16 protein-coding genes are annotated in these 26,752 nt (G+C 36.5%); 4 read left to right on the top strand and 12 right to left on the bottom strand.

Going from position 1 to position 26,752, the window contains the following annotated elements:
- Genes EHR01_RS00080 through EHR01_RS00070 form a run of 3 tightly spaced genes read left to right on the top strand, consistent with a single transcriptional unit; the run spans position 1 to position 3,219 of the window.
- Positions 1–360, top strand: a complete 360-nt coding sequence (locus EHR01_RS00080) for a response regulator (protein ID WP_135692449.1) — start codon at positions 1–3, stop codon at positions 358–360.
- 7 nt (positions 361–367) lie between these two features.
- Entirely contained in the window at positions 368–730 is a 363-nt protein-coding gene (locus EHR01_RS00075) for a response regulator (protein ID WP_135692448.1), read from the top strand.
- Positions 731–732: 2 nt separating this feature from the next.
- The gene (locus tag EHR01_RS00070) at positions 733–3,219 is read left to right on the top strand and encodes a PAS domain-containing sensor histidine kinase (RefSeq protein WP_167482913.1); all 2,487 of its coding nucleotides are present in this window, start codon (positions 733–735) and stop codon (positions 3,217–3,219) included.
- Here the strand turns inward: EHR01_RS00070 and purM are convergent.
- The 4 genes from purM to EHR01_RS00050 are packed head-to-tail and all read right to left on the bottom strand — an operon-like array spanning position 3,212 to position 7,474.
- Positions 3,212–4,237 carry a phosphoribosylformylglycinamidine cyclo-ligase gene (gene purM / locus EHR01_RS00065; RefSeq protein WP_135692447.1) on the bottom strand — a complete coding sequence of 342 codons (1,026 nt, stop codon included), beginning with the start codon at positions 4,235–4,237 and terminating at the stop codon, positions 3,212–3,214. The genes EHR01_RS00070 and purM overlap by 8 nt on opposite strands.
- Complete coding sequence (gene murI / locus EHR01_RS00060; protein WP_135692446.1) at positions 4,230–5,039, bottom strand: glutamate racemase; 810 nt, start codon at positions 5,037–5,039, stop codon at positions 4,230–4,232. The genes purM and murI overlap by 8 nt, the downstream gene beginning before the upstream one ends.
- On the bottom strand, positions 5,040–6,341 hold the full coding sequence (locus EHR01_RS00055; protein WP_135692445.1) for a pyridoxal phosphate-dependent aminotransferase: 1,302 nt from the start codon (positions 6,339–6,341) through the stop codon (positions 5,040–5,042).
- A 5-nt stretch (positions 6,342–6,346) separates the two neighbouring features.
- Positions 6,347–7,474, bottom strand: a complete 1,128-nt coding sequence (locus EHR01_RS00050) for a S1C family serine protease (protein ID WP_004784920.1) — start codon at positions 7,472–7,474, stop codon at positions 6,347–6,349.
- A gap of 3 nt (positions 7,475–7,477) precedes the next feature.
- On the opposite strand from EHR01_RS00050, the gene EHR01_RS00045 reads away from it, so the two are divergent.
- On the top strand, positions 7,478–8,563 hold the full coding sequence (locus EHR01_RS00045; protein ID WP_135692444.1) for an aminopeptidase: 1,086 nt from the start codon (positions 7,478–7,480) through the stop codon (positions 8,561–8,563).
- On the opposite strand, the gene EHR01_RS00040 is transcribed toward EHR01_RS00045, so the two are convergent.
- The 8 genes from EHR01_RS00040 to EHR01_RS00005 form a co-directional block, all read right to left on the bottom strand.
- Positions 8,560–16,413: a PD40 domain-containing protein gene (locus EHR01_RS00040; RefSeq protein WP_135692443.1), complete on the bottom strand. Its 7,854-nt coding sequence runs from the start codon at positions 16,411–16,413 to the stop codon at positions 8,560–8,562. The two genes, EHR01_RS00045 and EHR01_RS00040, sit on opposite strands and share 4 nt — an antisense overlap.
- A gap of 86 nt (positions 16,414–16,499) precedes the next feature.
- Positions 16,500–17,087, bottom strand: coding sequence for a DUF1318 domain-containing protein (locus EHR01_RS00035; protein WP_135692442.1), 588 nt, complete (start codon positions 17,085–17,087; stop codon positions 16,500–16,502).
- A 7-nt stretch (positions 17,088–17,094) separates the two neighbouring features.
- Complete coding sequence (locus tag EHR01_RS00030) at positions 17,095–20,127, bottom strand: LIC_11026 family protein (RefSeq protein ID WP_135692441.1); 3,033 nt, start codon at positions 20,125–20,127, stop codon at positions 17,095–17,097.
- 21 nt (positions 20,128–20,148) lie between these two features.
- Positions 20,149–20,490, bottom strand: a complete 342-nt coding sequence (locus tag EHR01_RS00025; protein ID WP_002989181.1) for an STAS domain-containing protein — start codon at positions 20,488–20,490, stop codon at positions 20,149–20,151.
- A gap of 63 nt (positions 20,491–20,553) precedes the next feature.
- The gene (locus EHR01_RS00020) at positions 20,554–21,372 is read right to left on the bottom strand and encodes an RNA polymerase subunit sigma-70 (RefSeq protein WP_135692440.1); all 819 of its coding nucleotides are present in this window, start codon (positions 21,370–21,372) and stop codon (positions 20,554–20,556) included.
- A gap of 94 nt (positions 21,373–21,466) precedes the next feature.
- Positions 21,467–22,819, bottom strand: a complete 1,353-nt coding sequence (locus EHR01_RS00015; RefSeq protein WP_135692439.1) for a Na+/H+ antiporter NhaC family protein — start codon at positions 22,817–22,819, stop codon at positions 21,467–21,469.
- 27 nt (positions 22,820–22,846) lie between these two features.
- Complete coding sequence (locus EHR01_RS00010; RefSeq protein ID WP_135692438.1) at positions 22,847–24,094, bottom strand: Nramp family divalent metal transporter; 1,248 nt, start codon at positions 24,092–24,094, stop codon at positions 22,847–22,849.
- A gap of 50 nt (positions 24,095–24,144) precedes the next feature.
- The gene (locus EHR01_RS00005; protein WP_135693851.1) at positions 24,145–26,103 is read right to left on the bottom strand and encodes a PAS domain-containing hybrid sensor histidine kinase/response regulator; all 1,959 of its coding nucleotides are present in this window, start codon (positions 26,101–26,103) and stop codon (positions 24,145–24,147) included.
- Positions 26,104–26,752 lie beyond the last annotated feature (649 nt).

Here is a 26,752-nt window from a genome sequence, read left to right as displayed (position 1 = left end):
ATGGCAAAAATTCTAACAGTCGACGATGCACCAGCGGTTTTAAAAATACTAAACCTGGTATTAACAACAGAAGGACACGAAGTTACGTCAGCTACAAACGGAACTGATGCACTCCAAAAAATTGAATCATCTAGTTTTGACATAGGTATTTTTGATGTGAATATGCCAGGAATGACTGGGATTGAGTTAACGGAAAAAGCTCTCAAAACAAACAATGGTAAATCCATGAAAATCGTAATGCTCACAACTGAATCCAGTGATGAAATGAAAAATAAAGGAAAGGCTGCAGGTGCCGTAGGTTGGCTTGTCAAACCTTTTGCAAACGAATCTTTGGTGAAACTCATTTCTCAGCTAACATAATCAAACGATGGCATCTATTCTTGTAGTCGATGACTCTTCTGCCGTTTTAAAGATTCTACGATTGGCCCTGAGTAGCCAGGGCCATACAGTCATTACCTGCGATTCAGGAGAAAAGGCATTAGAAATTTTGAAGGCTGACCCATCCATTAGTCTTGGGATCTTCGACTTTAATATGCCGGGACTTAGTGGGGTAGATTTAATTCGTGAAACCAAAAATAAAGTAAGTAACAGTAATTTTAAATTACTTGTTTTATCTGTTGAAAACAAACCAGAGATTATTTCCAACGCCTTGTTCCAAGGCGCAGATGCCTGGATGTTAAAACCATTCAACAACGAACAGCTTATCAAACAAGTAACGGAGCTTCTATAATAATGGTGTCTTTTGAAGTAAACGTAATCTTTGCAGTTACCATTATTTCTGTAATATTTAACACTTCATTAGCATTTATAATTTACTTTTTATCAAAACACTCCAAATCTGAAGTAAAACTAGTCTATACAGCGCTTTTTTTAGCTGTTCTCGTATTTAGAAACTTTGCACTTTACCTCTTTGGAGAAGAAAACCAAAGAATCTTTTTTTTCTTTTCAGAAAGTTGTTCAATTTTTGGTTCTTATCTTCTTATCGCTGCTGTTGCTCCCATTGCCACTAAAAAAATCAAACAAACCTATCTATATTCAATTTCCATTTTCATTTATGTATTCTTTGTAACACTTCTTTTAACGGAGATTAGTTTCTTCTGGATTGCACTCCCTTCTTCTTTTTTTAACGCGGGAGCACTTGTTTTATTTGGAATCATTGTTTACAAACTAAATACCTATCCACAGGCATTTCGAATTTTCTTTTTGACCATTTGTCTAACCATTGCCTTCCAAAGACTTTCCTTTCCTTACCTTTTCACCTTAGAATGGTATAGACCCATTGGTTATATCATCAATACCTTGTTTATGTTTTTATTTGGAGTTGGCTGTATTCTTTTTAATTTTAACATTCAAACTAAAAAACTAAACTTATCGCTAGAAGAATTAGAACATTTGCAAAAAACTATCAAAGATGTAAATGTACGCCTTCTCATAATGTATAATCAACTTCCTGCCATCATATATAATATTGAATTTTTACCAGAACCGAAAACCTCATATATTAGCCCGAAAATGGAAGAAATCACGGGATATGGTCTGAATTTCTTTTACGAAAATCCAGATTTTTTTAAGGAGATTGTCATCCCTGAAGACCAACACAAAATCGCTGAATTGTTTGCTGGCCATTCACCTGTGATCCTTCGGATGATTCACGCCAATGGTTCACTCATTTGGACAGAACATTATGTGAATGTTTCCTTTGATATACTCGGAATTGAAAAACGTATTGATGTAGTTGCACTTGATATTACAAAATCAAAAAAAACAGAAATCTCTTTATTACAGGAGAAAAACTTAAACAACACTGTATTCGATAATGCTGCAAATCTAATTTTGTTAACAGATGCGAAGGGATTGATTGAAAGTATCAATTCTGCGTCTGAAACCATTTTAGGAATACAAAAAAAAGATGTTTTAGGAAAATACATCCAAGACGTAATTTTATTACCAGAAGACAGAGAATATCTCAAGGATGTGTTAGATGACGTCAACGAAATTCAAAACATTGCTGAGAGTTTAATTTTACGTTGTGTGACCACAACAAACCAAATTCTTTTTTTAGAATGGAGACTCGGGATCATTCGTGATAACCGTAGTGAACCTTCGAAGATCATTTGGATTGGAATTGATCAAACATCCAAACGTGCTGCAGAAATTGAACTCAAAGAATTAAATAAATCTCTCGAAGAAAAAGTAAAAGCAAGAACCAAAGAGTTACAATCCAGTAATTTTGAATTAAACTCTGCCCTTTTTGCTCTGAGAGAGGCTCAACAAAAATTAATCCAGAGTGAGAAGTTAGTTTCTCTTGGACAGTTAGTTTCTGGGCTCGCGCATGAAATTAACAATCCGATTGGAATGATCAAATCATCAGTAGAGACTTTAATTTCCGAATGGGAAGAAGAAAGGATCCAAGAAAAAACATTACGCATTAGTGAATTGATTCAGTTGATTCTTGAGACTGACACCAGTGGACTTCGTATCATCACAGGATTATCAAATAGGCAAGCCCGTATGTCATTGACTGAAAGTTTCAGACAACATGAGCTTCCTTTTGATGAAGAACTTGCCGAACTTTTTGTTGATTCGGGGATACGCAATTTATCTCACTCAATTATCTCTAAAATCAAAACAATCATTCGAAACAAAGAAGACTTCCAAATTTTAAGAAGGATTTTACTAGTAAAACAATCTTCTGAACATATTTTATATTCAATAAAACGACTTTCAAAAATCACTTACACACTGAAAAACTTTGCAGGATTACAATCCAACTTAGAACTTTCCGACTATTCTTTGACCGACACAATTCATTCAGCAGTTTCTCTTTATAAAGAACATTTTTTACGAGATATCAATCTTTTATTGAATTTAGAATACAGTGGGAACGTTCGTTGCATCCAAGGAGATTTAGTTCAGCTTTGGAGCCAAATCATTTGGAACTCGATCCAAGCGGTTGCCTCCAAAGGCACAATCCAGATTAGAAGTTTTAAAAAATCAGAAAGAGTTATTGTAGAAATTGAAGATTCAGGAGTTGGAATTTCACCTGAAAACCAAACAAAAGTGTTTATGCCTTTTTTCTCAACGAAGACAACCGGAGATGGTCTCGGTCTTGGGTTGTATTTAGTAAAAGAGATCGCAAATCGACACAATGCAAATGTAGAATTTGAATCTGTCACAGGAAGAACTGTTTTTAAAGTGAGTTTTCCCTTAACTATTTAATTGTAATTTTTTCTGTAGAATCAGTTTTACCAATCAAATAAACATCTTCACCAAGAGTTTTTAGTTCAGACATGACATCTTCAGTATGAGATGGATCAACTACGAGAATGTATCCAATTCCCATATTAAAGGTTCCATACATGTCATGACGATCCAAGGCATAGTCTTTTTCCAATTTAGAAAAAACATAACTTTCAGGTAGATGATTGATTTCTGCCCCAATCCCTTTAGGTAATACTCGTGGAATATTTTCATAAAAACCACCACCAGTAATGTGTACCATTCCTTTAATGGAAAACTTTTCGATTAAACTCATAATAGTTTTTACATAAATTTTGGTTGGTTGGAAAATATGATTTTTTAAAAAATCCAATTCTGCAGCAGATGAAGGTAATTTCCCATCTTTTAATAACAACTTTCTAATTAGCGAAAAACCATTGCTATGTGGTCCAGAGGAGCCAAGTCCAATGATAGAATCTCCAGCTTTGATCGTACGACCATCAATCATCTTTTGTTTTTCAACAACACCGACCACAAAACCCGCTAAATCATATTCATCATCAGGCATTACTCCTGGATGTTCGGCAGTTTCCCCGCCCACAAGAGCACAATCTGCCAACTGACAACCTTTAACGATACCGGATACAATGGCCTCCATTCTTGGTAAAAATAGTTTACCACAGGCAATATAATCTTGGAAAAACAATGGTTTTCCACCATTCACAAGAATGTCGTTCACACACATTGCAACCAAATCGATACCCACTGTGTCATGAATATCAAGTAACCTTGCAATCTGTAATTTGGTTCCAACACCATCTGTTCCAGAAAGTAAAATTGGTTCTTGGTAAGATTTTAAAAAACTAACATCATAACAGGCAGCAAACCCACCTAACCCACCTAAAACGTTTTTGTTATGCGTAGAAGCGACGTTGGCTTTGATTCTTTTAACAAACTCCTGCCCTTTTTCGGTATCAACGCCAGCTTCTTTATACGTAACTTTGTTTGAATTAGACATGGAGTTTTCCTGTAGTTGTATTAATGAGGGATAGAGTGTGGTTAGGAGTAATCGTTTTTGCAATCCTTCCTGCTAAATGAACATAGTCCGAATCAGAAGTATTCAAAAGAATATCCAACTGGTTTTTATTTTCATGGAAGTCTGGAAGATTCAAAACTCGTTTCATATGTAGCGTAGTGCCTAAATTGCCATCATAAACTTTTACTTTGGGATAATTATAAAGAATTCGTTCTTTTAGAAAAACATAGTGAGTGCAACCCAAAACAAAAACATCACAGTCCTTCACTACGGTTTTTATTTTTGAATCAAAAAAATCCCATGCATCTTCCCAACGGTCTTTGTCGATTAGTTTGGCAAGTCCTTCACAAGGGACAGGAAGGATCTCTGTTCCCACAGGGAAACCTGAAACCAAGTTTTTAAACTTTTCTTCCTTTAATGTTAAGTCTGTTGCAAACACAGCAATTTTTACTCCAGGGTTTTCAGCCACTGCTGGTTTCAAAGCAGGTTCCATTCCAAAAATAGGGACCGAATGTTTTGTCCGTAAAAAATCTGCAGCTGCCGAGGTTGCCGTATTACAAGCAAACAGAACAGCTTCACAATCTTTCTCTAACAAATATTCAAATGCATTTTTCGAAAGTTCCAATACTTCCGATTTGGATTTTTGACCATAGGGAGAATTGATTAAGTCACCAAAGTAAATATAATCAATGTTTGACGTTTCTTTCCAAAGTGTCCTTAGGACAGAAAGGCCACCAAGACCTGAATCAAAAATTCCAATTTTATAACGGCCCCGAGAATTCATTTAAGATGCTAAATATTTCCTGATATTCTCAGCGAGAGTTTCATAAATCCACTCGAACTTAGTTTCATCTTCTTCTAAAAGTGTGACTCTAAATCCATTTCGATTACAACAAAAAGAACTAAGAGGAACAACGCAAATCCCAGCAGAAGCTAACAAATGCAATACGAATCTTCGATCCAAGGCAGCTTTATCCATTAAAGGGGCCACAAAATCACGAACTTTTGTATTTGATATTGGAAGGGTCATGTGAGGTTTTAATGCCCCGTCTTCAAAGAGAACAGTTAAATAAAAAGCACCTTTGGGTTGAATCACTTTAACACCAGGGATTCCGGTTAGGATCTTTGTTGCCTTCTCTGCTTTCTTTTTAAACTTCTGGTTTCTAAATTTTAGATGATTTAAAAATTCTGGATGGGAATAAACAAGTGGAATGGAAAGTTGAGGAAGAGTTGTCGAACAAACTTCCAACATCTTTGCATCTAACAATGACTTAATGTATCTCTCAAAAGTTGGGTCATTTTTACGATTAAAAACTTCTAACCAACCACAACGTGCACCTGGCCAAGGAAATTCTTTGGAAATGGATCTGAGTGCAAACCCACAAACTTTATCGCCAATCACTTCAGATAAATGGATACTTCCCCATTCTGAATAATTGACATGTGCATAAGTTTCATCGCAAATTAAAATGATATCATACTTTTCGCAGATTTTAACAATCTCCCGCATCACTTCTTTGGGGTAAACTGCGCCTGTAGGATTATCTGGATTGATGAGTAAAATCCCAGCTATCGAATCATTGTATTTTACTTTGTTTTCAATGTCTTCTAAATCAGGCATCCAATCATTATCTGGATTTAATTCATAAGTAAGATGTTCATATCCAGAATGTGCAGCTTCTGCGGAAGATAACGTAGAATAGGCGGGAGAAGGACCAAGAATCCTTGCTTCTCGTCTCATAAATCCAAAAATTTTTGCGACTGCATCTCCAAGACCATTAAAGAAAAGAATGTCATCGGAAGTGATTTGTGCTCCACCACGTTCGTTGACTTTGGATGCTAAAAACTTCCGAGTGGTTTCGTCCCCTTGTGTTGCCGTGTAGGCCCAAGATTTATTTTGTGCCACCAGTCCACTGACAATATCCTTCATCCAAGTTGGAACAGATTCTCCCTTTTGGATGGGATCACCAATATTTTCCCAGGTGATGCTAACACCCATTGCCTCAATTTGTTTGGCAAGGGCAACAATCTGGCGGATTTCATAAATGAGTGCATCAGCACCCGAGTGGACTATATTTCTTCTCATAAAATTTACTGGCCCTTTTTATAGGCGGCCTCGACCAAAGGGATCGATAATTCCATCTCTTGGGTATCCCGTAATATCTTCAACCGTAAGACGCCTCCGAGACCAACAAGTCCGACTTGTTCTCGTAAATCGTTGATATGACGGATTTGGAGGCCATTGGCTCCTTCAATAAAGTCATACCGCCGAAGCCCTCCCTTTTCTGCAGAAGAATTCGGTTCGATATCATAGACCAAAACACCCACGGTTTCTCCCGGAATTCCCAAAGAACGTCTGTGGTCAGGAAGTGGGGCTGTGGCCATCACACCCAGAGTGGCCGGCCGAATGTTTTGCCCTACATTTTGTTCGATTTGGCGAAGAACTCGTTTGGCATAACTAATGGGAATTGCAAATCCAATACCTGCACTCGCTCCAGAGGAAGAACGAATCATACGATTGATCCCGACCACTTCTCCATATATGTTCAAAAGTGGGCCACCACTGGAACCTGGATTGATGGCTGTGTCCGTTTGGATATGGGTTTGTCCTGTTTCGTCCAAATCTTCTCGCGATTTGGCAGATACCACACCCACAGTAAATGTTTTTTCGAGTCCGTAAGGTGAGCCAACCGCTATAGCCCAATCCCCTACTTCAATTTCATCCGAATTTCCTAAAAAAGCGGGAGTAAAACGGTCGTTACTTGGGATTTTCAACAAAGCAATGTCCGCCCTTTCATGGCTTCCCACATAACGTGCCGGAAAAATGCGACCATCCGACATGATGATTTCGATGATCTCTGCATTTTTGATGACATGGTAGTTTGTGACAACAAACCCTCTTTCATCGATGATAAATCCACTGCCAATGGAAGAAATTCGATCTTCTCTACTTTCGCCAAAAGCATAAGGATGGAAAATCATCTCTGTTTTTTTTGTCCGAATCGAAACCACAAATTGTTGGGCTTCGCGGTACACATTGCGAAAACTAGTTTGTATCTGAATGGCCTGGCTTTGTTTGCTAGAAGAAATTGGTTTTGGAGATGCAAATAGTTTTGTGACAGCCGATCGAATCTCAGGAAAGAAGATGGCGAACAAAAGTACAAAAACTAAGGCAAAGTTAATGTAGACGACTGGCGGAATCGAAGTTTTTCTTTCCATAGAATGCCAAAACCCCTTCCACTTTTGCTGATTCCCCTTCCTTGTCGAATCAAAAAGATTCCTAGAATTTTCTCGTTTTTACTGATTCCTCTTTTTCTTTCCGGGTGTTTGCCATATTTATTTCATCTGGGCAAGGAACAATCTTCGATCATCCTGGGTCGTGAAAAAATAGAAGAAATTCTCAAACACCAAGGTTTGGATTCTCAAACAAAACAAAAATTAAACTTAATCCGAGAAGCAAGAATTTTTGCCATCGGGGAACTCGCGCTAAACGAAAAAGGTGGATTTGAATATTATACAAAATTAGAGAGAGAAGAAATTGGTTGGAATGTGAGTGCTTCAGAAGCTTTAGAATTAAAGTCCTATACGTGGTGGTTTCCCATTGCAGGAACAGTTCCCTACAAAGGTTTCTTTGAAAAAGAAATGGCTGTTTCACTCGAAAAGGAATTAAAAGCAGAGGGTTTCGACACACGCATCCGACCCATCGGAGGATACTCGACACTTGGTTGGTTTTCGGATCCTGTTTTGTCTCCCCAACTCAAATGGCCAGATTATCGATTAGTGGGACTTGTCTTTCATGAAATGGCACATGCAACTGCCTATCTTCCAGGAGATTCCATACTAAATGAGTCTTACGCAAGTTATGTGGAAGAAAAAGGGATCGAGTTATATTATACAAAGAAAGAAGGAGAAAAAAGTGCCAATCTGGAAAAATTCCGAAAAGATAAAACCAGAAGAGCAGTCACCTTAGATCTTTTAAAAAAATATGCTGAAGAACTAAAAACACTTTATGCTTCTCCAATAGAGACAGAACAAAAAAGAATTCAAAAAAACTTGATTATGGTTCAATTCAAAGAAGAAGTGATTCAAAAAAAATTAGTCCCCGAAGAAAAATCCAAAGAATTTTTGGCTCGGGAATGGAATAACGAAGATTTTTTAGGTGCACTTCGTTACCATTCAGGTGAGGTTAGTTTTGAATCTTTGTTTCAAAAATCTGACAACAACTTCCAACGATTTCATGAAGAAGTAAAAAAACTTTTTGATCTATCAGAAGAAGAACGCAAAAAGTTTTTAAATCAAACTCGTTAATCCTCAATCATGGCAGAAGTATATAACTTATAGCCAATCCAAAAGCGGTCGTCGATTGTAGAGTTCCGAGCCGCTTCCTTTCCTTCTACCAATCGAACATGCAATGGTTTTGGCAAATCACTCACTTGCAAAAATTGTTTTAGAAAAAACAAATTATGAACACCTGATTGAATTCCAGAATGTAATACAAACAACCCAGGATTTTCACGAGCGAGATAGTATGCGACTCCACTAAAATCATTTGTATATTGGGCGGATGTTCCAATTCTTTGGTTTGCATATAGTTTAGTAACACTTCCAGTTCGACCGGAAGTATCAAACAAAGGTATCCCACCAATACATAAATAATTATTCTGACACCAACCGATCTCCGCAAAATCAACGCTAAATGCTGCATTGGAATCTTTTTTTCCATTGGTTTCCCATAACAAAAGATTAGCACTAATTTCGTTCTCTAAAGAAGACTTCCAACCCACAACGGATACATCTGTTTTTTTAGGAGATATAGAAGCAATTTTGATTGTTTGGTTTGTGATAAAATCTGGGATAGAAGCAACAGAATAATATTCCATATCTGGTAATACCATAGGCACCACTGCATGGATACCTGAACTGTAGATATAGTGACGACTTGTTTTATTGAGTCGCAAACTGGTTCTATATTTATCAACCAAAGACTCTCGCAAGATTACTTCCTGGTTTCCTGATTCTGCAGATCGGAAATACCTGACAGACTCTCTATAGATTGATTTGTTATCAGAAAACATCTCTCGCCCTAAAGACTTACCCGATGCGAAGCTCAATAAATACGTTTTTTTGCCATGATCAAAAATTCCGTGGAACTCTTGTTTACCGACCATCTTTTTCTTTAATTTTTCAGAATGTATCTCAAAATTTGGGATGTGTTTTACATACAAACCAACATCAGAAAAACGACTAGAGGTAAATCGGAACATATCGCGAGCAATCGCTAGGTCAAAAAAACTTTCAGAACTATTTTTTTCTAAACTTTGTTGTAAAAGATAATGGAATAAAAACTCATATTCCTCTTTCAATTCAGGGCTTAAAAACTCCCCTCGATTCTTGCGGTTAAAATCATTTAAGATACCAATGTATTCTTCAGGTTTTTGGGTTTTTGCCAACTGGAACAATTTCAAAAAAGGATTCAAATGCTGAATCGCAGAAGGTTGGTTTTTCAGATAATCAAGTTTCCATTTCAAATCATTCCATTTTTCTTGCCAAAACTTGTTTCCTTCGCCTAACTCTTTGTCTATGGATTGAATTTTTGAAACCATAGACGAGGCCATTTCAAAATCCCCACGGAGCAATAAAGCTTTCGCCAACTCTAGGCGAAAAAAAAGTGTCCTGTAACTTCGCCCTTCCCTTGCTTCTTCGGCAAGTAGCAACTCAACCAAGGAATTCACTTCTTGGTTCTTCTGGAATGGAATGGAAGTCAGAAGCAAATGATAAAACAAAGTTCGGTTTAAATGTGAAAGTTTCGTTAACACCGATTCACCATTAGTAAGATACTCTGGAGTTAAGGACATAGGTTCAAAATATCCCGTCTGGAGTTGTTCTTTCCAAGCGGTATACAATCTCAATCGATATGAATCATAAATGGAATCTGCATATCCAAATTTTGTAAAATCCCGCGAACGAACTTTTTCATCAAAATTTTTCCAGTCCTTTTTAAATCCATAATTATAAGCTGAAGTGGAAGTAAGTGATGTAAGGTAAATATCCTTATCACCTAACAAAAATCCTTTGTGAAAGTATATTTCCAAAATACGATTTTTGGCGACTGTTTTCTCTTTCGGGGTTCTAGCAAGTTTAGTTAGTTTGTTTGTTTCTGATTCTGCCTCGTAAAACATATAGTTTTGGATGTATAAAGTACCCAGACGATAGGCTTGCAAAAAAGGATCCTCTTTTGATTCCACTTTCGATCGAAGTTCATTTTTGACCGAAATCTCTTTTACATTCCCACTTCGGAGTTGAAAATAAAACTCCAAAGCACCCAAATATAAATCCTTTTCTTCACCGATAAAATCAGAGGAATTGTATTTACAATCCTCTTTGTCCTTAGAAGAAAGACAAGAAACCAAATACTCATATCGAATTTGATTTTGAAATGGTGATTTAGAATATTTTATCCAAAGAGGCCTAAAAATTGTTTTTTTGGAAACATTGGGGAAAATTTCCGTTTTTAATTTTGCCAGTTTTAACTCTAAACTTGGCAAAAGCAGATCACTATCATCTAACAATGTAGATGCGGTATAATAATTTTCATAAGCATCTACAAATTCCTTCGATTTCTCTTTTAAAAATCCTTCGTCAATGAGTTGTTTTGCTTTTTTTTCTAAACCATCCTTAGAAATAGAAAACTCTTTCCAATTTCCGAGAAGTAAACGATTCGGATCTTTTGCAAACTCATCTAACCTCATAGAGGAAAAATCTTCGCTGTTTTTCGACGTTATAGAAACTATATTCTGAACTCGTTTTGAACGTAGTACTTCAAAGAGTTTACTGATTAAATTCCAATCTTTCTCTGTGTCAAAACTTGTATCATTCATTCCAATCATGGAAATTTCAGATCCACTTCCTTGGAATATTTCACGTAATGGGAAGACTTGAGATTTTTCATCACCAAACAAACTAGTTTGATTACTAAGAGGACGATTTGTTACCAGATAATCGGTGTCATACAAATAAACACCCAAATTACCAGAAGGGAGGGTTCGTACATTCTGGTTTTGTTTTCTCTTTTCACTTTCACCATAGATAGTCACCCACTTCAGTCGACGTTCAGTTCTTTCAGAAAATAATTCTTGGTGATTCCTATCGAAGTAAATTGCAGGGTATATGTTTGATTTATGGTATTCTTTCAAAACGGATTTCACCAAACCTCCGTTTGCCTTCGTTCCGATGAGCTGGATGGTTGGGTATGTGTTTTGTATTTTGGGAATACAGACACCCAAATCTCCCTGTATATTGCAAATATCTGCTTTTAATTTCCCGTCCTGTAAATAAAGAAAAACATTCGTACCATTCGCAGGATAAAATCCAATCCAACCATTTAAAAACAAATCAGTTGCCGAACGTTTTGGTTCTAAAAAAGGTGCACGTTCCGGTGACACTTGTTTTATCTTATCAAGAATGACATCTAAATTCTGAATTTCCGATGTTTGTTGTTTCAAAGAAGCAACCACAGATTCGCGTTTTAATGCCTTTTCAGAAATTGAATTACTGAGTCTACGATATCCCTTAACCCACTTTACTAAATCTTGGTAATATAAATTCAATTTTGAATCTTCAAATTCAAATTGCGCAGAAATCAAATCTCGAAACAACTCAAGACTTCTAAAGTTTTCCCAGTGATTGACAAATGCTTTTGTTTCATTTGATGCCAGTTGTGTTTCCGAATATGTTTCTAAAAAGTCAACTAATCGATGTTTAGGAGAAAAAAGACGAACATTTAAGTTGGATTGGTACGTTTGGAAAGCATCCTTTCCATAAACCAAATGATTAGTTTTTTTATCCGATCCTGAATTAAACTTTTCCCACTTAAATCGCAGCGCATTCGCCCAGAACATCTCTTCATCTAATCTAAATTCGTAAGCTAGTTCAGAGGTTTCTTTCCATTTTTTCTCTGCTAAAAAAATATCACCTAACTTCATATAAATGGAATAAAGATTCAATTGCGCACGAACTCTCGTTCGTCTAGAAATCGGATCGTTTGACAAACCGATGATCCGAGGGTCGACTAAACCGGGGTTTTCCATAACCTCAACGGCTTTTCCTAAAATTTGATTAAAATCTTTTCCTTCTTTCTCTAAATGCAGAGAAAGATAATACAAACTGGTTCCGTATACAATGTCAAACTTGGGATTGTTTGATCTAAATTGATTTTCGCAAAACTCAATCGAATCTGTACAATTAGAAACTTCTCTTTGTTTCCAAAGTTCCAATTGTTTCAGAAACTGATCTAACAAGTTACGTTTGGTCTCTATCGAGAAGTTTGATGATTCTTGAAGGGAAAAAACTGAGTGTCCATAATTTTGGAATAAATTTTCGATTCCCTTGTTTGATTGGTTTTCAAAAAGAATGTCAGTTAGTTCTTTATAATGTTCAACTGCTTCCACTTGTAACTGACTTCTTTGGTAAATTTGTGCTTCTACTTGTCTTGATTTTGCGAGAATATTTTTACCAATGATTGTCTCATCTAAATCCTTAGAGGTGATTAATTCGTTTCTTGTTTGGATCTCCGAAAGGGCCGCAGTGTATTCTTCTTGTTCGATATGGTTTTCAATTCGAATTCCCAGTGTTAATAGGTATTTAAAATCATTCGGGAACTCACCTGGAAATCGACCATCACCTTTCACCCGGAAACTGTCTCCAAAAAACACATTTAGGAAACTCCATTTTCGAAACCGTGTAATGATCGATTCTTGATTTTTTTTATATTCAGCTTCTGCTAAATTTAACATTTGATAGGAATCACGAAAACGACCAATCTTCTGAAATGCGATCGCCAAATAATTTGCCAAGTTCACTGGACTAATAAACTTCACATCTTTGTTGTAGGCAATGGCAGTTTGAAAGGAAGCGATGGCTTCTTCATAATTTCCAAATTCTAACTCAGATAGACCTTTTAATGAAAATAAGAGAGCTAACTTTGATCGAATTTCATTTAATTTGCCTAAAGAAAAAGAATTCGGATCGGAAGCATATGTGTTTACCGACTGGTAGTATTCATTTTTAAAATAAATATCTATTGATTTAGAAAATTGTTCGGAAGCTTTTTTATACTGTCCTTGATAAATTAAAGATTTTCCATAATTGAATCGATAGATTGCTTCTTGTTTATATCCTTCAAATTGATTTTTAACAGATAAATAAACAGACACATCTTCTACTTTACTATAACTTTCATTTGCTTTTGGGAAATTACTCAAAAGGAAATAATTGTTTCCTAGGTTTAAATTAAGATCGGAAAGAACCTTACGGTCCCCATATTCATCTCCCAAAAAAACTAAAATTTGATTATAAAGTTCAATATTTGCTTCTAAATTTTTATCTGGAAAATACTTTTTATAAAGAGTTTCATAAACATCAGAATCAACTTCACCAGAATTTGGATTCTCTTGCATTTTAATCAAATCTACATACTGATACAACCAACCGAGTAGTTGATAAGCATCATAGTGCGTAGGGTCTGCATAAATGATCCAACGAAGTTCTAATTCTGCTCTTTTGAAGTTTTCTAAGATTTCTGTTTTACGAGCATCGGTCATTGTGCCCGTAGAATAATAATAAGACTCAAAAGTTACATATTTGTTAATCAGATAATACGAATATCCATAGAGAGTAGCAAGATCCAAATATGGTCTGGCCCGAGGCACAGCTTGTTTGTAGTATAATTCAGTCCAACTAAGAGCCTTTTCAGAGAGGACTTCTATTTTTTCAAAATCCTTTACATCAACGACACCGCGAAGCAATTCATTATCAGTAAGTAAAGATGTAATTCCAGAAATATTACCGACCACATTGAGTTTATCTTTACTCAAAATATTAAGTTGGTTTAATAATGCGCGCTCTTCTTCTTCACGTATTTTTTTCCCATACAAGAAGATAGTATCCACCATCTTTCGTTGATAATAAATAGCATACTCTTTGTATAAAGAGTCCAAATACAAATTTCTTGTTTTTACAAGAAACATATTTTGATTATTAAAGAAGTAATGAAAAGAAGATTGAAGTAAGTCACCAATTCTCTCAAACTCAACAGCCTTGTTTTCAAAATAAAAGAAGGCACTTTGAATATCTTCCTCTCCTAAATCAACACCAAGGATCGGATCGTAAAACTCTAAGTATATTTTTAAGTTTCGTAATGCATCTGATGTATTTCCGGCTGATTTTTGGTTATAGTATTTTAATAAGTTGGCTCGCAACAAAACAGGACTTTTGTATTCGGCAATAAATGAAGGAGTTTCAAAAATAGAAGGTTTTCCTGGAGGCTCCAAATCCACCTGAATGGGAATGGGAATAATAGAATCCAAAACCGCATTTGACTCGTTAAACTTTCGAATGTCCGACAATGCTTTGGCTTTGAGATATTTTAATGCCATTGAATATTGTTGAATTTGATTGGTATCTGGATCGACAAGCAATGTATCAACGTAGGAAAGAATTGATTCGCTGTTTCTGTTTTCTGATATTTTTTGTATCACGTCTTCCAAAAGAAAGCGTAGATCTCTTTTATGGTTGTTTGAGAAAGGAAGAGTCGGATTCAATAAATAACGGGCCCTCTCCTGTTCCCATCCCTGAATCATATCCTTATATAGTTGTGACAACTTTAATGAATTAGGCTGGAATTCATATCCACCTAACCTTCGCTTAATTTCATCTATTTGATGGTAATCAGGAAATCGTTCGTAAATAAATCTTAAATTTTCAAAAGCGAGGATGTTTTTTTTATCTTTTTCTAATTCATCCACATATAGATGATATAACATTGCCAAAGAATCTTTTGTCCATTTAGATGTAGGAACCGATTGTATTTCGTAAAGAAAGTCGAACTTTCTATTATTTTGTTTGGATTCTTCCCAATGTAACAAAAAAAGAGCAAATTGATTTTGACTGAGTGCTGATTTTTGACGATAGGCTTCAAAGAAGATTCGAGCTTCTTCTTTTTTCCCAACTCGTACCAAAGAAATATATTTTAAGACTGCTACTCTTGCAGAATAAACCGAAAACAAAGGATCATCTGAGTAAAACAACTCAACCGAATCTAAAGCTAAAAAATATGAATCTAAACTTTGTCCCGCAGAAAAGGTTTTTGCATATTGATACTGCTCGCGGATGTTCGGTTGTTTGGGAATGGCACCATTTTCTGGAATAAAATAAATATTGATCGCATTGAAATAAGATGCAGAAAAAAGAATAGAACCTCCATTAAAATTAGAGTAACGAACATCAAAGTTAGATGTTTCACCAGAAGAAAGAACCCGTTCCTCTCCCGTTTCCAAATTTTTCATAACAAGAATGCTATTATCGCGTTCATCCAATTTCCCATTTTGATTCGTATCCTTTCGGATGGAGGCATAGTATAAATTTTTGGATTTAGGATCTACTGTAGGAGAAAAATCTAAAAACGAGTTATTTGTGATTCTCTGAATTTCAGAATTTTGCAAACCGATACGGTAAACCTCGCCTTTGGGTTCTTCAAAATATGATATATAATAAATATAATTTCCATCTGCAGAAACATAAGGAGAAGTAGCTCCCTTAGTTGTAACCTGTGTGATTTGGTTTTGATTCTCTAACTTGATCGCACAAATATTTGGTAAACCAGGAGTAAAACGATCTGAAATAAAATAGATAGTTTTTCCATCAGGGGACCAAACTGGATCCGTATCAACGACTCCTTTGGTGTATTCGCCTTTTTTGTTTGGTTTATTAGTAAGTTGAATAAATTCATCGCTAATGAAACGATTACCTTTTAATAATTCATGGGTCCATTCTTCAATGTCCATTGGCAATAAAATTAAGTCACCTTCGGAGTCAAATTCCTCGGACACGAACACAAGATACTTTCCGTTAGGTGATATAGAAGGTTTCGATTCAGAAAAAGGGTGATTTGTCACCGGCACAACAACCGAACTTTTTAAATCACGAAACCAAATATCAAAATTTCCTTTTTGATCCGTTGCATAAAATAAGTATCTTCCATCATATGTTGTGGAACTATAAAGATTGTTTCCTCTTTGAACGGTAAGAGGGAAAGGTTTTGATTGAGTTGGTGAAAAATAGTTTTTCGAAATGGCAGAATAGTCGAAATCGACATTCGTCATTTTAACATTTTTCTGAAACAAGATACAATTTGAAAAATAAAAGAAAAAAAGGAAAATGGGGAAAAAAGGAAACCTTGGAAATGGTTTCATTGGAATTTCTCCCATCTACCATTTGTTGTTTCATAGTATTCCCCTGCCGAAACAGATTTATAATATTCATCAAACAATGTTTGTTTGAATTGAACCAACTCCTCTTCTTTTTTTCCTTTTTTCTTTTGTGTAAGGATTTCTTTTTCCCAAATGATTTTTCTTGATTCATTTAAGAATAAAACCACGTCTTCTACTCGTTTTTTTTTGGCTGGAATCTCATACTGAGCATAACTCGGTAACCCGCTCGCCAAAGGATTTAGTTTAACCAGACCAGCCGGAGTTTCTCCAACCATACCGTGCATTTTGTACTTTTTTAACTCTGGCATTAAATAATTTAAACGAATGCGATGAGCTTTGATATCAGGATCAGAATCTTCGGTAGCCAGTTTTTCACGATTTGATCTACCGTTTGAGGAAGATTGGATGGAGGCGATCATCCAACCTTCTTTTTCTAATTCTCGATCTTCCCCCACCATTTGTTTTTCTGCTGCAGTTTGTGCATTGGTGATGGTGATTGGTGGAACCTTTAGATTTAAAAAGGATTTACATCCCAACAAAAGGGATAAAATAATAAGACGTTTCATAAATACCTCACTCTTGGTATGTTTGGATTTCGCTTTGTGCTCGTTTCAAAAAATTTGCCAGAGGCATCCTCTGTTGAGAAATTTTGCCATCTTCTAAGTTCACCAATAAAGATAACAAAGATCGATTGAAATATACATCCGCATAGACCAACCCTTTTGACAAAGATACATCTATTTTATTGATCGTATAGCTATCCGTTATACGATCAATAATGAAATTTTGCGGAGAAATAACATTTAAAGCACTTTTACCGAAATCACGGCCGATTTGAAAAATGGAAAAAAACAAATCCAGATTGGCGACAGGTTCACTTAAATCTCTTACAGATATGTTAAGGTCTGCTTTTAATTTCCCATCATCAATTTTATCTCGTACTTTGGGAGCCATCAATTGTTTTAAGTCAATGTCTCTAATTAGAAAATTCCCACGAAATTCCATTGATTTAGGATCCAGATTTCCTAAGTTAAAAATCATATTTTTTCCAAGAACCAATCCATCCAAAGAATAGGATCGTAAGGATTCAATATTCGCATAATTTTCTTTATACTCAATGGAAGCAGTAAGACCTGGACCTTCTTTTTGGCGCTTCACATATTCAAATGGTAAATTTGGTATACTTGGATGAGTTCCGAGAACATGACCTATTGTTAGGTTGGCAGGTTGGCTTCTTCCATAGTTTTTTATGAATATAGACTTATCACCAACGATCAAACTATCTTCAACATTACGTGCTAGGTTATGTTGGATTGGAATTTTTGCGATTACTTCTTCCAAAAGGTATGCTTGGCATTGTTCCCCAGGGCATTTTTGATTATTGTAAGCAATCACAGGGACTTTAGAAAAAAATTCACCAGTGATATCATAATCACGAATTTTTAAGTTTAATCCCAAATCTCCTTGGAAACTAATTCCTTTTGCTAAATATTCTTTGGTAGCAGACAGAAGACCGAAGGATAAATCTAAGTTTCCAAAATAAGGACCTAACGGCGGTTTTGGTTTCCCCGTTTTTTTCAAATTACCACTTAGACCAAAATTAAAAATACCACCAAAGGCATTTATTTTTAAAGTTTTGATTAGAATTTCGTTGATATCGTTTCCAGACAGAGAAAGATCAGTTACCAATTTCAAATCTTTCAATTCCAATCCTGGTAACTCCGCACCTAAGTCTGCTTTAATTTGTTTCGAGTTTCCTGATCCCGAATAACGGGCATTCAGTTTTAATTTTGGATGATTTCCTAGTAGGTTTTGGAGCGGAGAAACTTTTTCTTTTAATACCAAAGGAAGAACAAGCAAAAGATTAGATGTATACACATTCAAACCTAACGGCGTCAAGGTTGCCGAGAGTTGGGAACCCAGTTGAACATTTCCTCTTAAGTCCAATTCTAAAGCTTTGTTTCCTGTAATGGTTTTTTGATCGAGTTTTAAGTCAGAAATTTTGATTTCAGATAAACCAAAGGGTCGATCAAATAGTAAAGCTGTATTTAGACTAAGGCCCAATAAAGAGGAAGGAGAACGTGAACGATCCAACTGGTAACGAAAACCATCAATTTTTGCATTTGTCTGAATGGAAAGTGAAACAAACGATTCTGCTAGAATCGCAGCATCCATTTTTAATTTTCCACCTAAATTAGAAACATAATCACCTAACTGAAGCTTATCTACACTTAAATGAAAATTTAAACCTTTTGGTTCGGAATAATCGCCAAAGAAAGATAATGAGGCACCGTTATAATTGATATGAGAAGGTGCCATAACGATTGCGTTTATATAAGGGAAAGGTTTTTCAGCAGTTTGAGGTTTGGTATCGGCGAAGTTCAACTGGGAAACAATGTCGATTAATGCAGAAGGAATAGAATGAGCTTTTGATTTTCCTATTTTTAAGAATAACTGATTTGCTTTTAGTTTTAAATTTGCTTCCGCATTTTGCCAATCTCCGCGAATGCCTGTACCTTCAAGGGAAAGATCCCCTGACAATTTCATTTCAGGGATGATCCCAGATAATTGGTCCAGTGATCTTTGCAAAACGGTGAGTTGCATTTTGGATTTTTCAACTGTGATGTTTACTTTCGGTTTTTCCTTTGATACGTCCAAAATGGAACCAGAAAAACTAAGCCAAGATTGACCAAGGACTCTTAGGTCCAACTGATTCAATTTAACTTGATCCAATTGATTATCATAGTGGATATCAGATAACAGACGTAAGCCTAACTGAACTGGTTTTTTCCGTACTTCCAGTAAGATATCATCTTTACCAATGTCTGTGGTGAACAAAAACATTTCAGGAGAAACAGTCCTATCCCATTCAAATCGTAAAGAAAGAGGAATGGTTTGTTTCCAGCGTAATTCTGTTGAATCCAAATCTAAGGGAATTGGTTTGGAAGCATTCAAAGAGAGGAGAATATGATCAATTTGATTGAGGACGGAAAGATCTAATGGAATGGATGTGAATCGATTGGTTTCCAATTCCGTTTGTAAAGAAAGATCTCGGACAGAAAAAAAATGGAGAGAACCTGTATCTCTTTTTAGTTGGAATTCGACTGCATCTAAATTAATGTAAACACTAGCCTGTAACGGAAGATAGGTTTTGATTTCTGTGAGTGGCGGTTTTGGTTCCGGAACTGGTTCTTTCGTTTCTGCTTTGTTTTGTTTTAGGAAAGAAAGAAAATTCCATCGTCCCGAACTTTCTTCTATTTGGATTTTTCCATCCGTGAGTCCAATTTCTGTGATCCTCAGTTTTCCAAAGACCAAAAGTGGAAGGTTGTAACGAAGGCTAAGTCGTTTGGCCTCCACCATGGGAAGGTTTTCAAAGGGTGCTCCTGGATAGAGCCGCAAGTCTTCGATCTCAATTCCAAAAAACAGGGAAAAACTGCGAAAGTTCCCCTCCATCCTTCCCAATGTAAAACGAGAGATAAGTTCGGGAACTATTAGGTCCGCAGTGAAGGAATTGAATACAGACTTATAAAGTAGAAAAAGGACAAAAAGTCCGCGAAAGGTTTTGGTTTTGGCGATTCCTAAACTTACCTTCAGGATTGGATTCATTAGTAGAATCGCCTCGCGCGATTAATATTCGAAGGAGTCTTCAGCCTCTTCCAGAGTTTTATAAATCTCGAAAACACTAGAAAGTTTTGTAATTTCCATTAGGTTCTCGATATCGGAATTTAAGTTCGCAAATACAAGTCTACCATTCAGGCCGTCGATATGTTTATAAATATTTAGAAATGTTCCTAAACCAGCTGAGTTGATGAAAGGAACCTTTTTCAAATCTATAATAAACTTAGGGACTTGGCCTTTTTTGATGTACTGTTCAATCTTTTCAGATAGCTCGAACTCATTTCCGGCTTTGATGGCACCTTCAATTTTAATGATGTGCACGTCGTTTTTACTAGTAACTTTGATTTTCATAACCCTTCGGAAGGTGGTGTTGCCATTAAGATCCTTTGATTTTGCTGAATGTAAAGCAAATTTTTATGCATAGTACAATAAATCTTTGCCAGCCCTTCGGAGTTGATGTTTTCCCTGTGACAAATGGTTGCGAACTGCCTTCCTGGAAATTCCTAAGAGCTTCGCAATCTCTCTTTCCGAATGAAAACTACGATCGATGGTTTTTGTTCTTCGTAAAATCCAGAGTTTCTTTTGTTTCAGATACCATTTTCGTCGGTTCTGATCCGTTGCTTCATAGAGTTTGCGAGTGTACCTCGTAATCATCCCAGAAAGTCGGGATAAAATTTGGCGTTGTCGAAACCGTTTCTCATCTAGATTCCGATAAAAAGTATCAATGTCATGATTCGTTTCACGTAACTTCCAAAGCAGGAGTTGTTTTAGATTCTGTTTCATTGGCAAATCAAACTGTAAGGACAAAACAAGAGCCGTTATTGCCGGCAACTTTTCCAATTCCGCTTTTAAAGGGTTTTCAATGTCCAAAAAGTCGATGGGATTCTCCTCATTTGCCGGGAGATCATAGTTCCATAATTGTAAATACAATTCCCCTGACTCAGAAATTTCGGTCCTGCGGAATCTGTTCCGATACTGATTGAAGGCATAAGTAACAAAAAAGCCAAGAACATTCGTTATATGGTAGTTTAGACTTAAAGTCCACATTTTGGAAAATACTTCCAAAATCGTCACAACCATCTCACAACTTTCGTCTTCCGTAATTTTCCTTTTTTTGGCAAGTCGGTCTACCATCCAGATAGGCAATTGTTCTTTTACAATATTGAGATCATGTTTGGCTCTTGCTTCTTCGATCAAAGGTAAAATCTTTTCATCTAGTATTCTTGGTAACATGGATGGAATTTATAAATCACCCATAGAAGAAAGAAAGATTATTATATTATATAAACCGAGTATCTCTTCCGTTTTATGAACTTGATTTGTTCAACTACGAACTTTTAAATTTATTTTTTGCGATTAACAGAAGTGAGACTGAAAAGATCACATGGAATAAATTAAAAAAAGCAAAAGGGAAAAACGACATCACAGAAACACCAAGAGAAGTAGACATAAAGGCACCGCAACTGTTCCAAGGAATGAGTGGCGATGTGATGGTTCCAGAATCTTCTAATGAACGTGAGATGTCTTTTTCTGGAATGGAATTTTCTTCAGCTAAACTTCGAAAGGCACGAGCAGGGATGACAAGAGATAAGTATTGATCTGCTGTTACCAAATTCAAAAGGAACGATGTTCCCATAGTCGAAAGAAGTATGTCCCATTTGTCTTTGGCCCAAATTTTGATTTGGATTAATATTTCATTTAAATAACCATATCCTTCCACAACAGCACCAAACCAAACAGCAGAAAGAATCAATATTTCTGTAGGAAGAATCGCGACCACTCCCCCTCCACTTAAAAAACGATCCAAAACTTCGTTTCCAGTATGTGATTCAAATCCAAACACCAATGTTTTCCAAGTCTGCCATTCGAAACCCAGTTCATTGATACTAAATCCAAGTGCCGATACAATTCCGAGTATTAATGATATTCGAATATGCAATTTAAAAAATGAAGATCCAAAAACAAGAACCACAGGGATTAACCTGCTCCATGAAATACTGGAGGAAGGAAGGGAAAAAATAATACCAGGTCTTAAAGATAAGTCCGTATTCTGATGAGAGTTCAAAACATAAAGGTTTAAAATATAAAAACCTAAAATTGCAACCCCAAAACTGATACATGTTGTCTTTAGCATATGTTGGATATGTTTCCAGATAGGAACATGAGTCAAACTAGATGCTAAATTGGTTGTATCGGAAAGGGGGGACAATTTATCTCCGAAATAACAACCAGAAACAATAGCACCAGCGGCCATTGTTTCTGGAAAGGAAATGACTTCTGCAACTCCCATAAGCGCAACACCTAACGTACCAGCGGTGGTCCAAGAAGAGCCAGAAACCATCGCGGCAATGGCGGAAACAACTGCCAAAGATGGTAAAAAATAATCAGGCTGCAAAAACAAAATCCCTGCCTGAATCATTGTTAAAAGTACTCCCGAATATGCCCAAGAAGCAATGAGCATCCCAACAAAAAAAAGAATCTCCATGGCAGGTAGTACAGAGAAAAAGTTTTTACGAAATGATGATTTTAAAAATACGGACTTCCGATACCTTCGTTGCAAAAAAGCAATAAAACCAGAAACCAATAGAGCTAAAGGATGAGGGTATGGAACAATCCATATAAATCGAAAAAAAAGAATCGAAAGAATTAAATAAAGAAGTGGAGAGAGCGAAAAAAACATAGAGTGTGTTTTTTCGCTCTTCATACTTTAAAGAAAAGTAATATTGATATAATAGATGGAGAATCCAAATAAAAACAAAATACCAAACCAAGAAAGTAAATTCATCCAAGGTTTAGGTCTTTGGTCTTTAGGAATCTCTTTTCCAAATAATATCAAGTGATGAATGAGGGCAAGTACTGGGGCATTCAAAAAAGAAACCGTAGTCGCAAAATCCACCAAACTCTTCATATTGGTTCTAAAAAAAAGTAAAATCAAAATGGAACCCACACCCACAAGTAGGATCCAATACCAATATAATTTTTCTGTGGGAATTTTTTCCAATGATTTGAACAATCTGCGACTTGCGTTTGAAACCACTCTGGGGTAAGCATCAAAACAAGTCAGAGTTGTAGAGAACATTGTAAAAAATGCAGCAATTAAGATAATGGGATAAGACCAAGAGCCAATGGCGGTCGTATACAATTTAACAAGTTCAGAAGCAAAACTGACTGCCTGAGAAGAAAATTCTGCTCCTGTATTATACATCATGTTTGCACCCAGTGCCAAAAAACAAACGGCAAGCAAGGTAGTCCCAATATAACCGATGTTAAAGTCGATCATCGCATATTTCATTGGAGGAAGTTTACCATCTGGCGTTTTTTTGGCTAGGGTCCAATCTGACTGCCAAACCGCTGCCTCAATGGGAATCGGCATCCAACCCATAAGGGCAATTAGGAAGGCAACATCTCCAAGCTCCGAAATTGAAAAAGTTTTTCCTGCTGTTTCTAATTTGGGTATAGCTGCGTAAAATGAAAGGATCATGGCAACAATAGTTGAAATAGTTAACAAAACCACTATCCATTTCATTAGGCCGTCGAGAGCTGCAAATTTACCAATTGCAAGCAAAAGAAAACAGAATATTAGAATTATAGAACAAAGCAACCAAGGTTCCATAGAAATTCCAAGAAGATTTGAAAATAGTCCTGATGTGACAAGTGTTACTGTAGCGACAATGATACACATTGTTCCGACTGAAATTAGAAAAAAGATCCATACAGGAAGTCTGCCCAGTGATTCGTATCCATCTAACAATGATTTACCGGTGATAATTGTATATCTGGTTCCGACGACAAAAAATGGATATTTGATCAAATTAGCAAAAAGAACAACGAAAAGTAATCCGTATCCATATACGGCACCAGCCCGAGTCGATTGCACAAGATGGGAAACACCAACGGCGGCTCCGGCATAAAGAAGGCCAGGACCAAGATAAGCTAAAAAAGGAAATCGTCTCATTTTGGACAAATTGGCCGGTTGGATCAGTTTTTGCTACTCTAATCGAAGGTCTATCGATTCAAATAACGAAATAGAATTTGATTGAGGGCTAAAATATCGATCGGTTTGGTCAGAAATTGGTCCATTCCCACATCAAAACATTTTTTGCGTTCTTCATACAAGGCACCTGCGGTGAGGGCAATGATGGGTACGGAAAAACCAGATGGTTGTTTGCGAATTTCTGTGACTGCTTCTAATCCATCCATATTTGGCATTTGGACATCCATAAATACCAAATCAGGAATTATTTCGCGAAAGAAACGAACTCCCTCGAGTCCGTCTACGGCTTCGAGAATTTGTGCCTTGGGAATGTATTTCTGAATCATCCGTTTGAGAAGGTCACGATTCATTTCATTGTCTTCCACCACCAAAATTTTTGGTGAAATTTCATTCAGTACGGGGTGATGGATATTCGCAAATAATTCATTTTGTAGTTCATTTTCTGATGAGACTATTTGGTTTGAAGCCTGGCCCCCTGCACTACATTCGATTACAAATCGAAATTCCGTTCCAATTCCCAACTTGGATTGGACTTCAATTTCTCCTCCCATCAAATCTAACAAAGATTTTGTGATTCTTAACCCAAGCCCAGTCCCACCATACCTTCTTGTTGAATTGGATTCTCCTTGCCAAAAGGATTGAAATAGATGAGTTTTTTGTTCTTCAGAAATTCCTATACCTGTATCGGTAATGCTAAATTTCAATTTTGTTTTTTGTAGCGATGCCTGGGCCGCACTTACTTTTAATACCACCTCACCGAATTCTGTGAATTTCACAGCATTCCCTAACAAATTAATGAGTATCTGGCGTAGTCTAGTGGCATCCACCAAAATAATTTTTGGTAATTCGAGTCCAACTTCGAGTTTGAGATCAATCCCCTTTTCATTAGCTTTCCATTTGAGAACACCTAACGAATCGTTGATGATTTGTTCCAAATTGGATGTAACTTCATTCAGAACCAATTTTCCAGCTTCAATCTTTGAAAAGTCTAAAACATCATTGATGATACCCAAAAGCCCGTGTGCACTGCTGATTGCATTTTGTACATACTCTCTTTGGTCCGAATTTAAATTAGTAGTTAATAATAATTCATTAAATCCAATCACTCCGTTTAAGGGAGTCCGAATTTCGTGGCTCATGTTGGCAACAAATTCTGATTTTGCTTGGTTTGCCCTTTCTGCTTCTTTTTTGGCATTGAGAAGATGTAACTCAGCATTTTTTCTATCTGTAATATCGTTTAAGTGAACCACAAAATAGGAAGGTATTCCGTTCCTATCCTTCACTAATGTATTTGAAATCTCTACCCAAAGTATATTTTGATCTTTCGAAAAAAAACGTTTTTCGTAAATCATATTCTCTTTCGAACCACTAAGGGCCAATTCTCGAAATGTATCAAAAACCTGTTTGTCTTCTTCATAAGCAAACTCATTAGACCTTCGTCCGATGAGTTCGTCAGATTCATAACCTAACATCGATTCTAGTTTTTTATTCACTCTGATAAAACGACCGTCTAGGTCCAAAAGACAAACTCCAACTCCGGCATTATCAAAACTCATGCGGAATCGTTCTTCGCGATCTGCAAGTTCTTCTTGGAACTTACTTTCTTCCGTAATGTCGCGGTTGATCGCAATGAGCCCAATTGTATGTCCTGATTTATCTTTTAAAAAACTAGCAGCAGATCGAATTTTTAGTTTTTGTGAATTTTTATTGTATTGGTATACCTCTCCCTGCCAAATTCCATTGGTTTGTAGTTCCGATATCCGACTTTCTCTTGTCGTTTCATTCTGTTCTGTTTTTAAAATAGAACCTGTGTATTGCCCGATCACTTCTTTTGCAGTGAATCCGTAAATACGTTCAGCGGCTAAATTCCAATTGATGATTCGGAATTCCATATCCGTAACAATCACCGCATCATAAAGATATTGTAAGATTAGCGAAGAATACACCTCGCTCGGAATTAAATTTTCCATTACTCCAATCACAAAAACCGCCTGCGAAAAAAGTGCAAGCGATAACCGACAATTCGTAGACATGAGTATATCTACCTATTTTTAAAAAGAGATCTCATCCCTTCCTTAAGACCCGAAGTTGATTGGTTTTTTAGAAAATTAAGTTATTTGAATGAGCTCAATAGGAAACTTTCAATTCGCTCCTCTATCTAGATGGATTTTATTCCCTATAAAAAAAACCAACCTGCCAGTCGACATTTTGGAACGGTAGAATCCACCCGGCAATCATCCGGACCACACAGTGCACCCACAAATAAAAAAGGCGCTCAACTAATGGAACGCCTTCAATAAACGATAATGACAAACTAAAGCGATGTCCTACTTCCCGCCCCCACTCGCTGTTCCGCTCCGCGGGCGAGTGTCCGAGTCTTGCTCCCTATGGGTCGCAAGCCTGTCATTTCGCGAACAATTGGTGACTAGCGGTACTATTGGATTCGTTCAATGGGAGAGTAGGACATTGCCGGGTTAGCACTCATAACTCAATAAAAAAAGGCCAACCGGAAGGTTGGCTTTTTTTATGTACAAAATAAAATCCATTGAACGAATCCAATAGTACCGCTAGTCACCAATTGTTCGCGAAATGACAGGCTTGCGACCCATAGGGAGCAAG

This window comes from Leptospira mtsangambouensis (assembly GCF_004770475.1).
Taxonomy (GTDB): domain Bacteria; phylum Spirochaetota; class Leptospiria; order Leptospirales; family Leptospiraceae; genus Leptospira_A; species Leptospira_A mtsangambouensis.
Note: the sequence above shows the minus strand (reverse complement) of the source record. Positions and strands in the feature narration are given on the sequence as shown.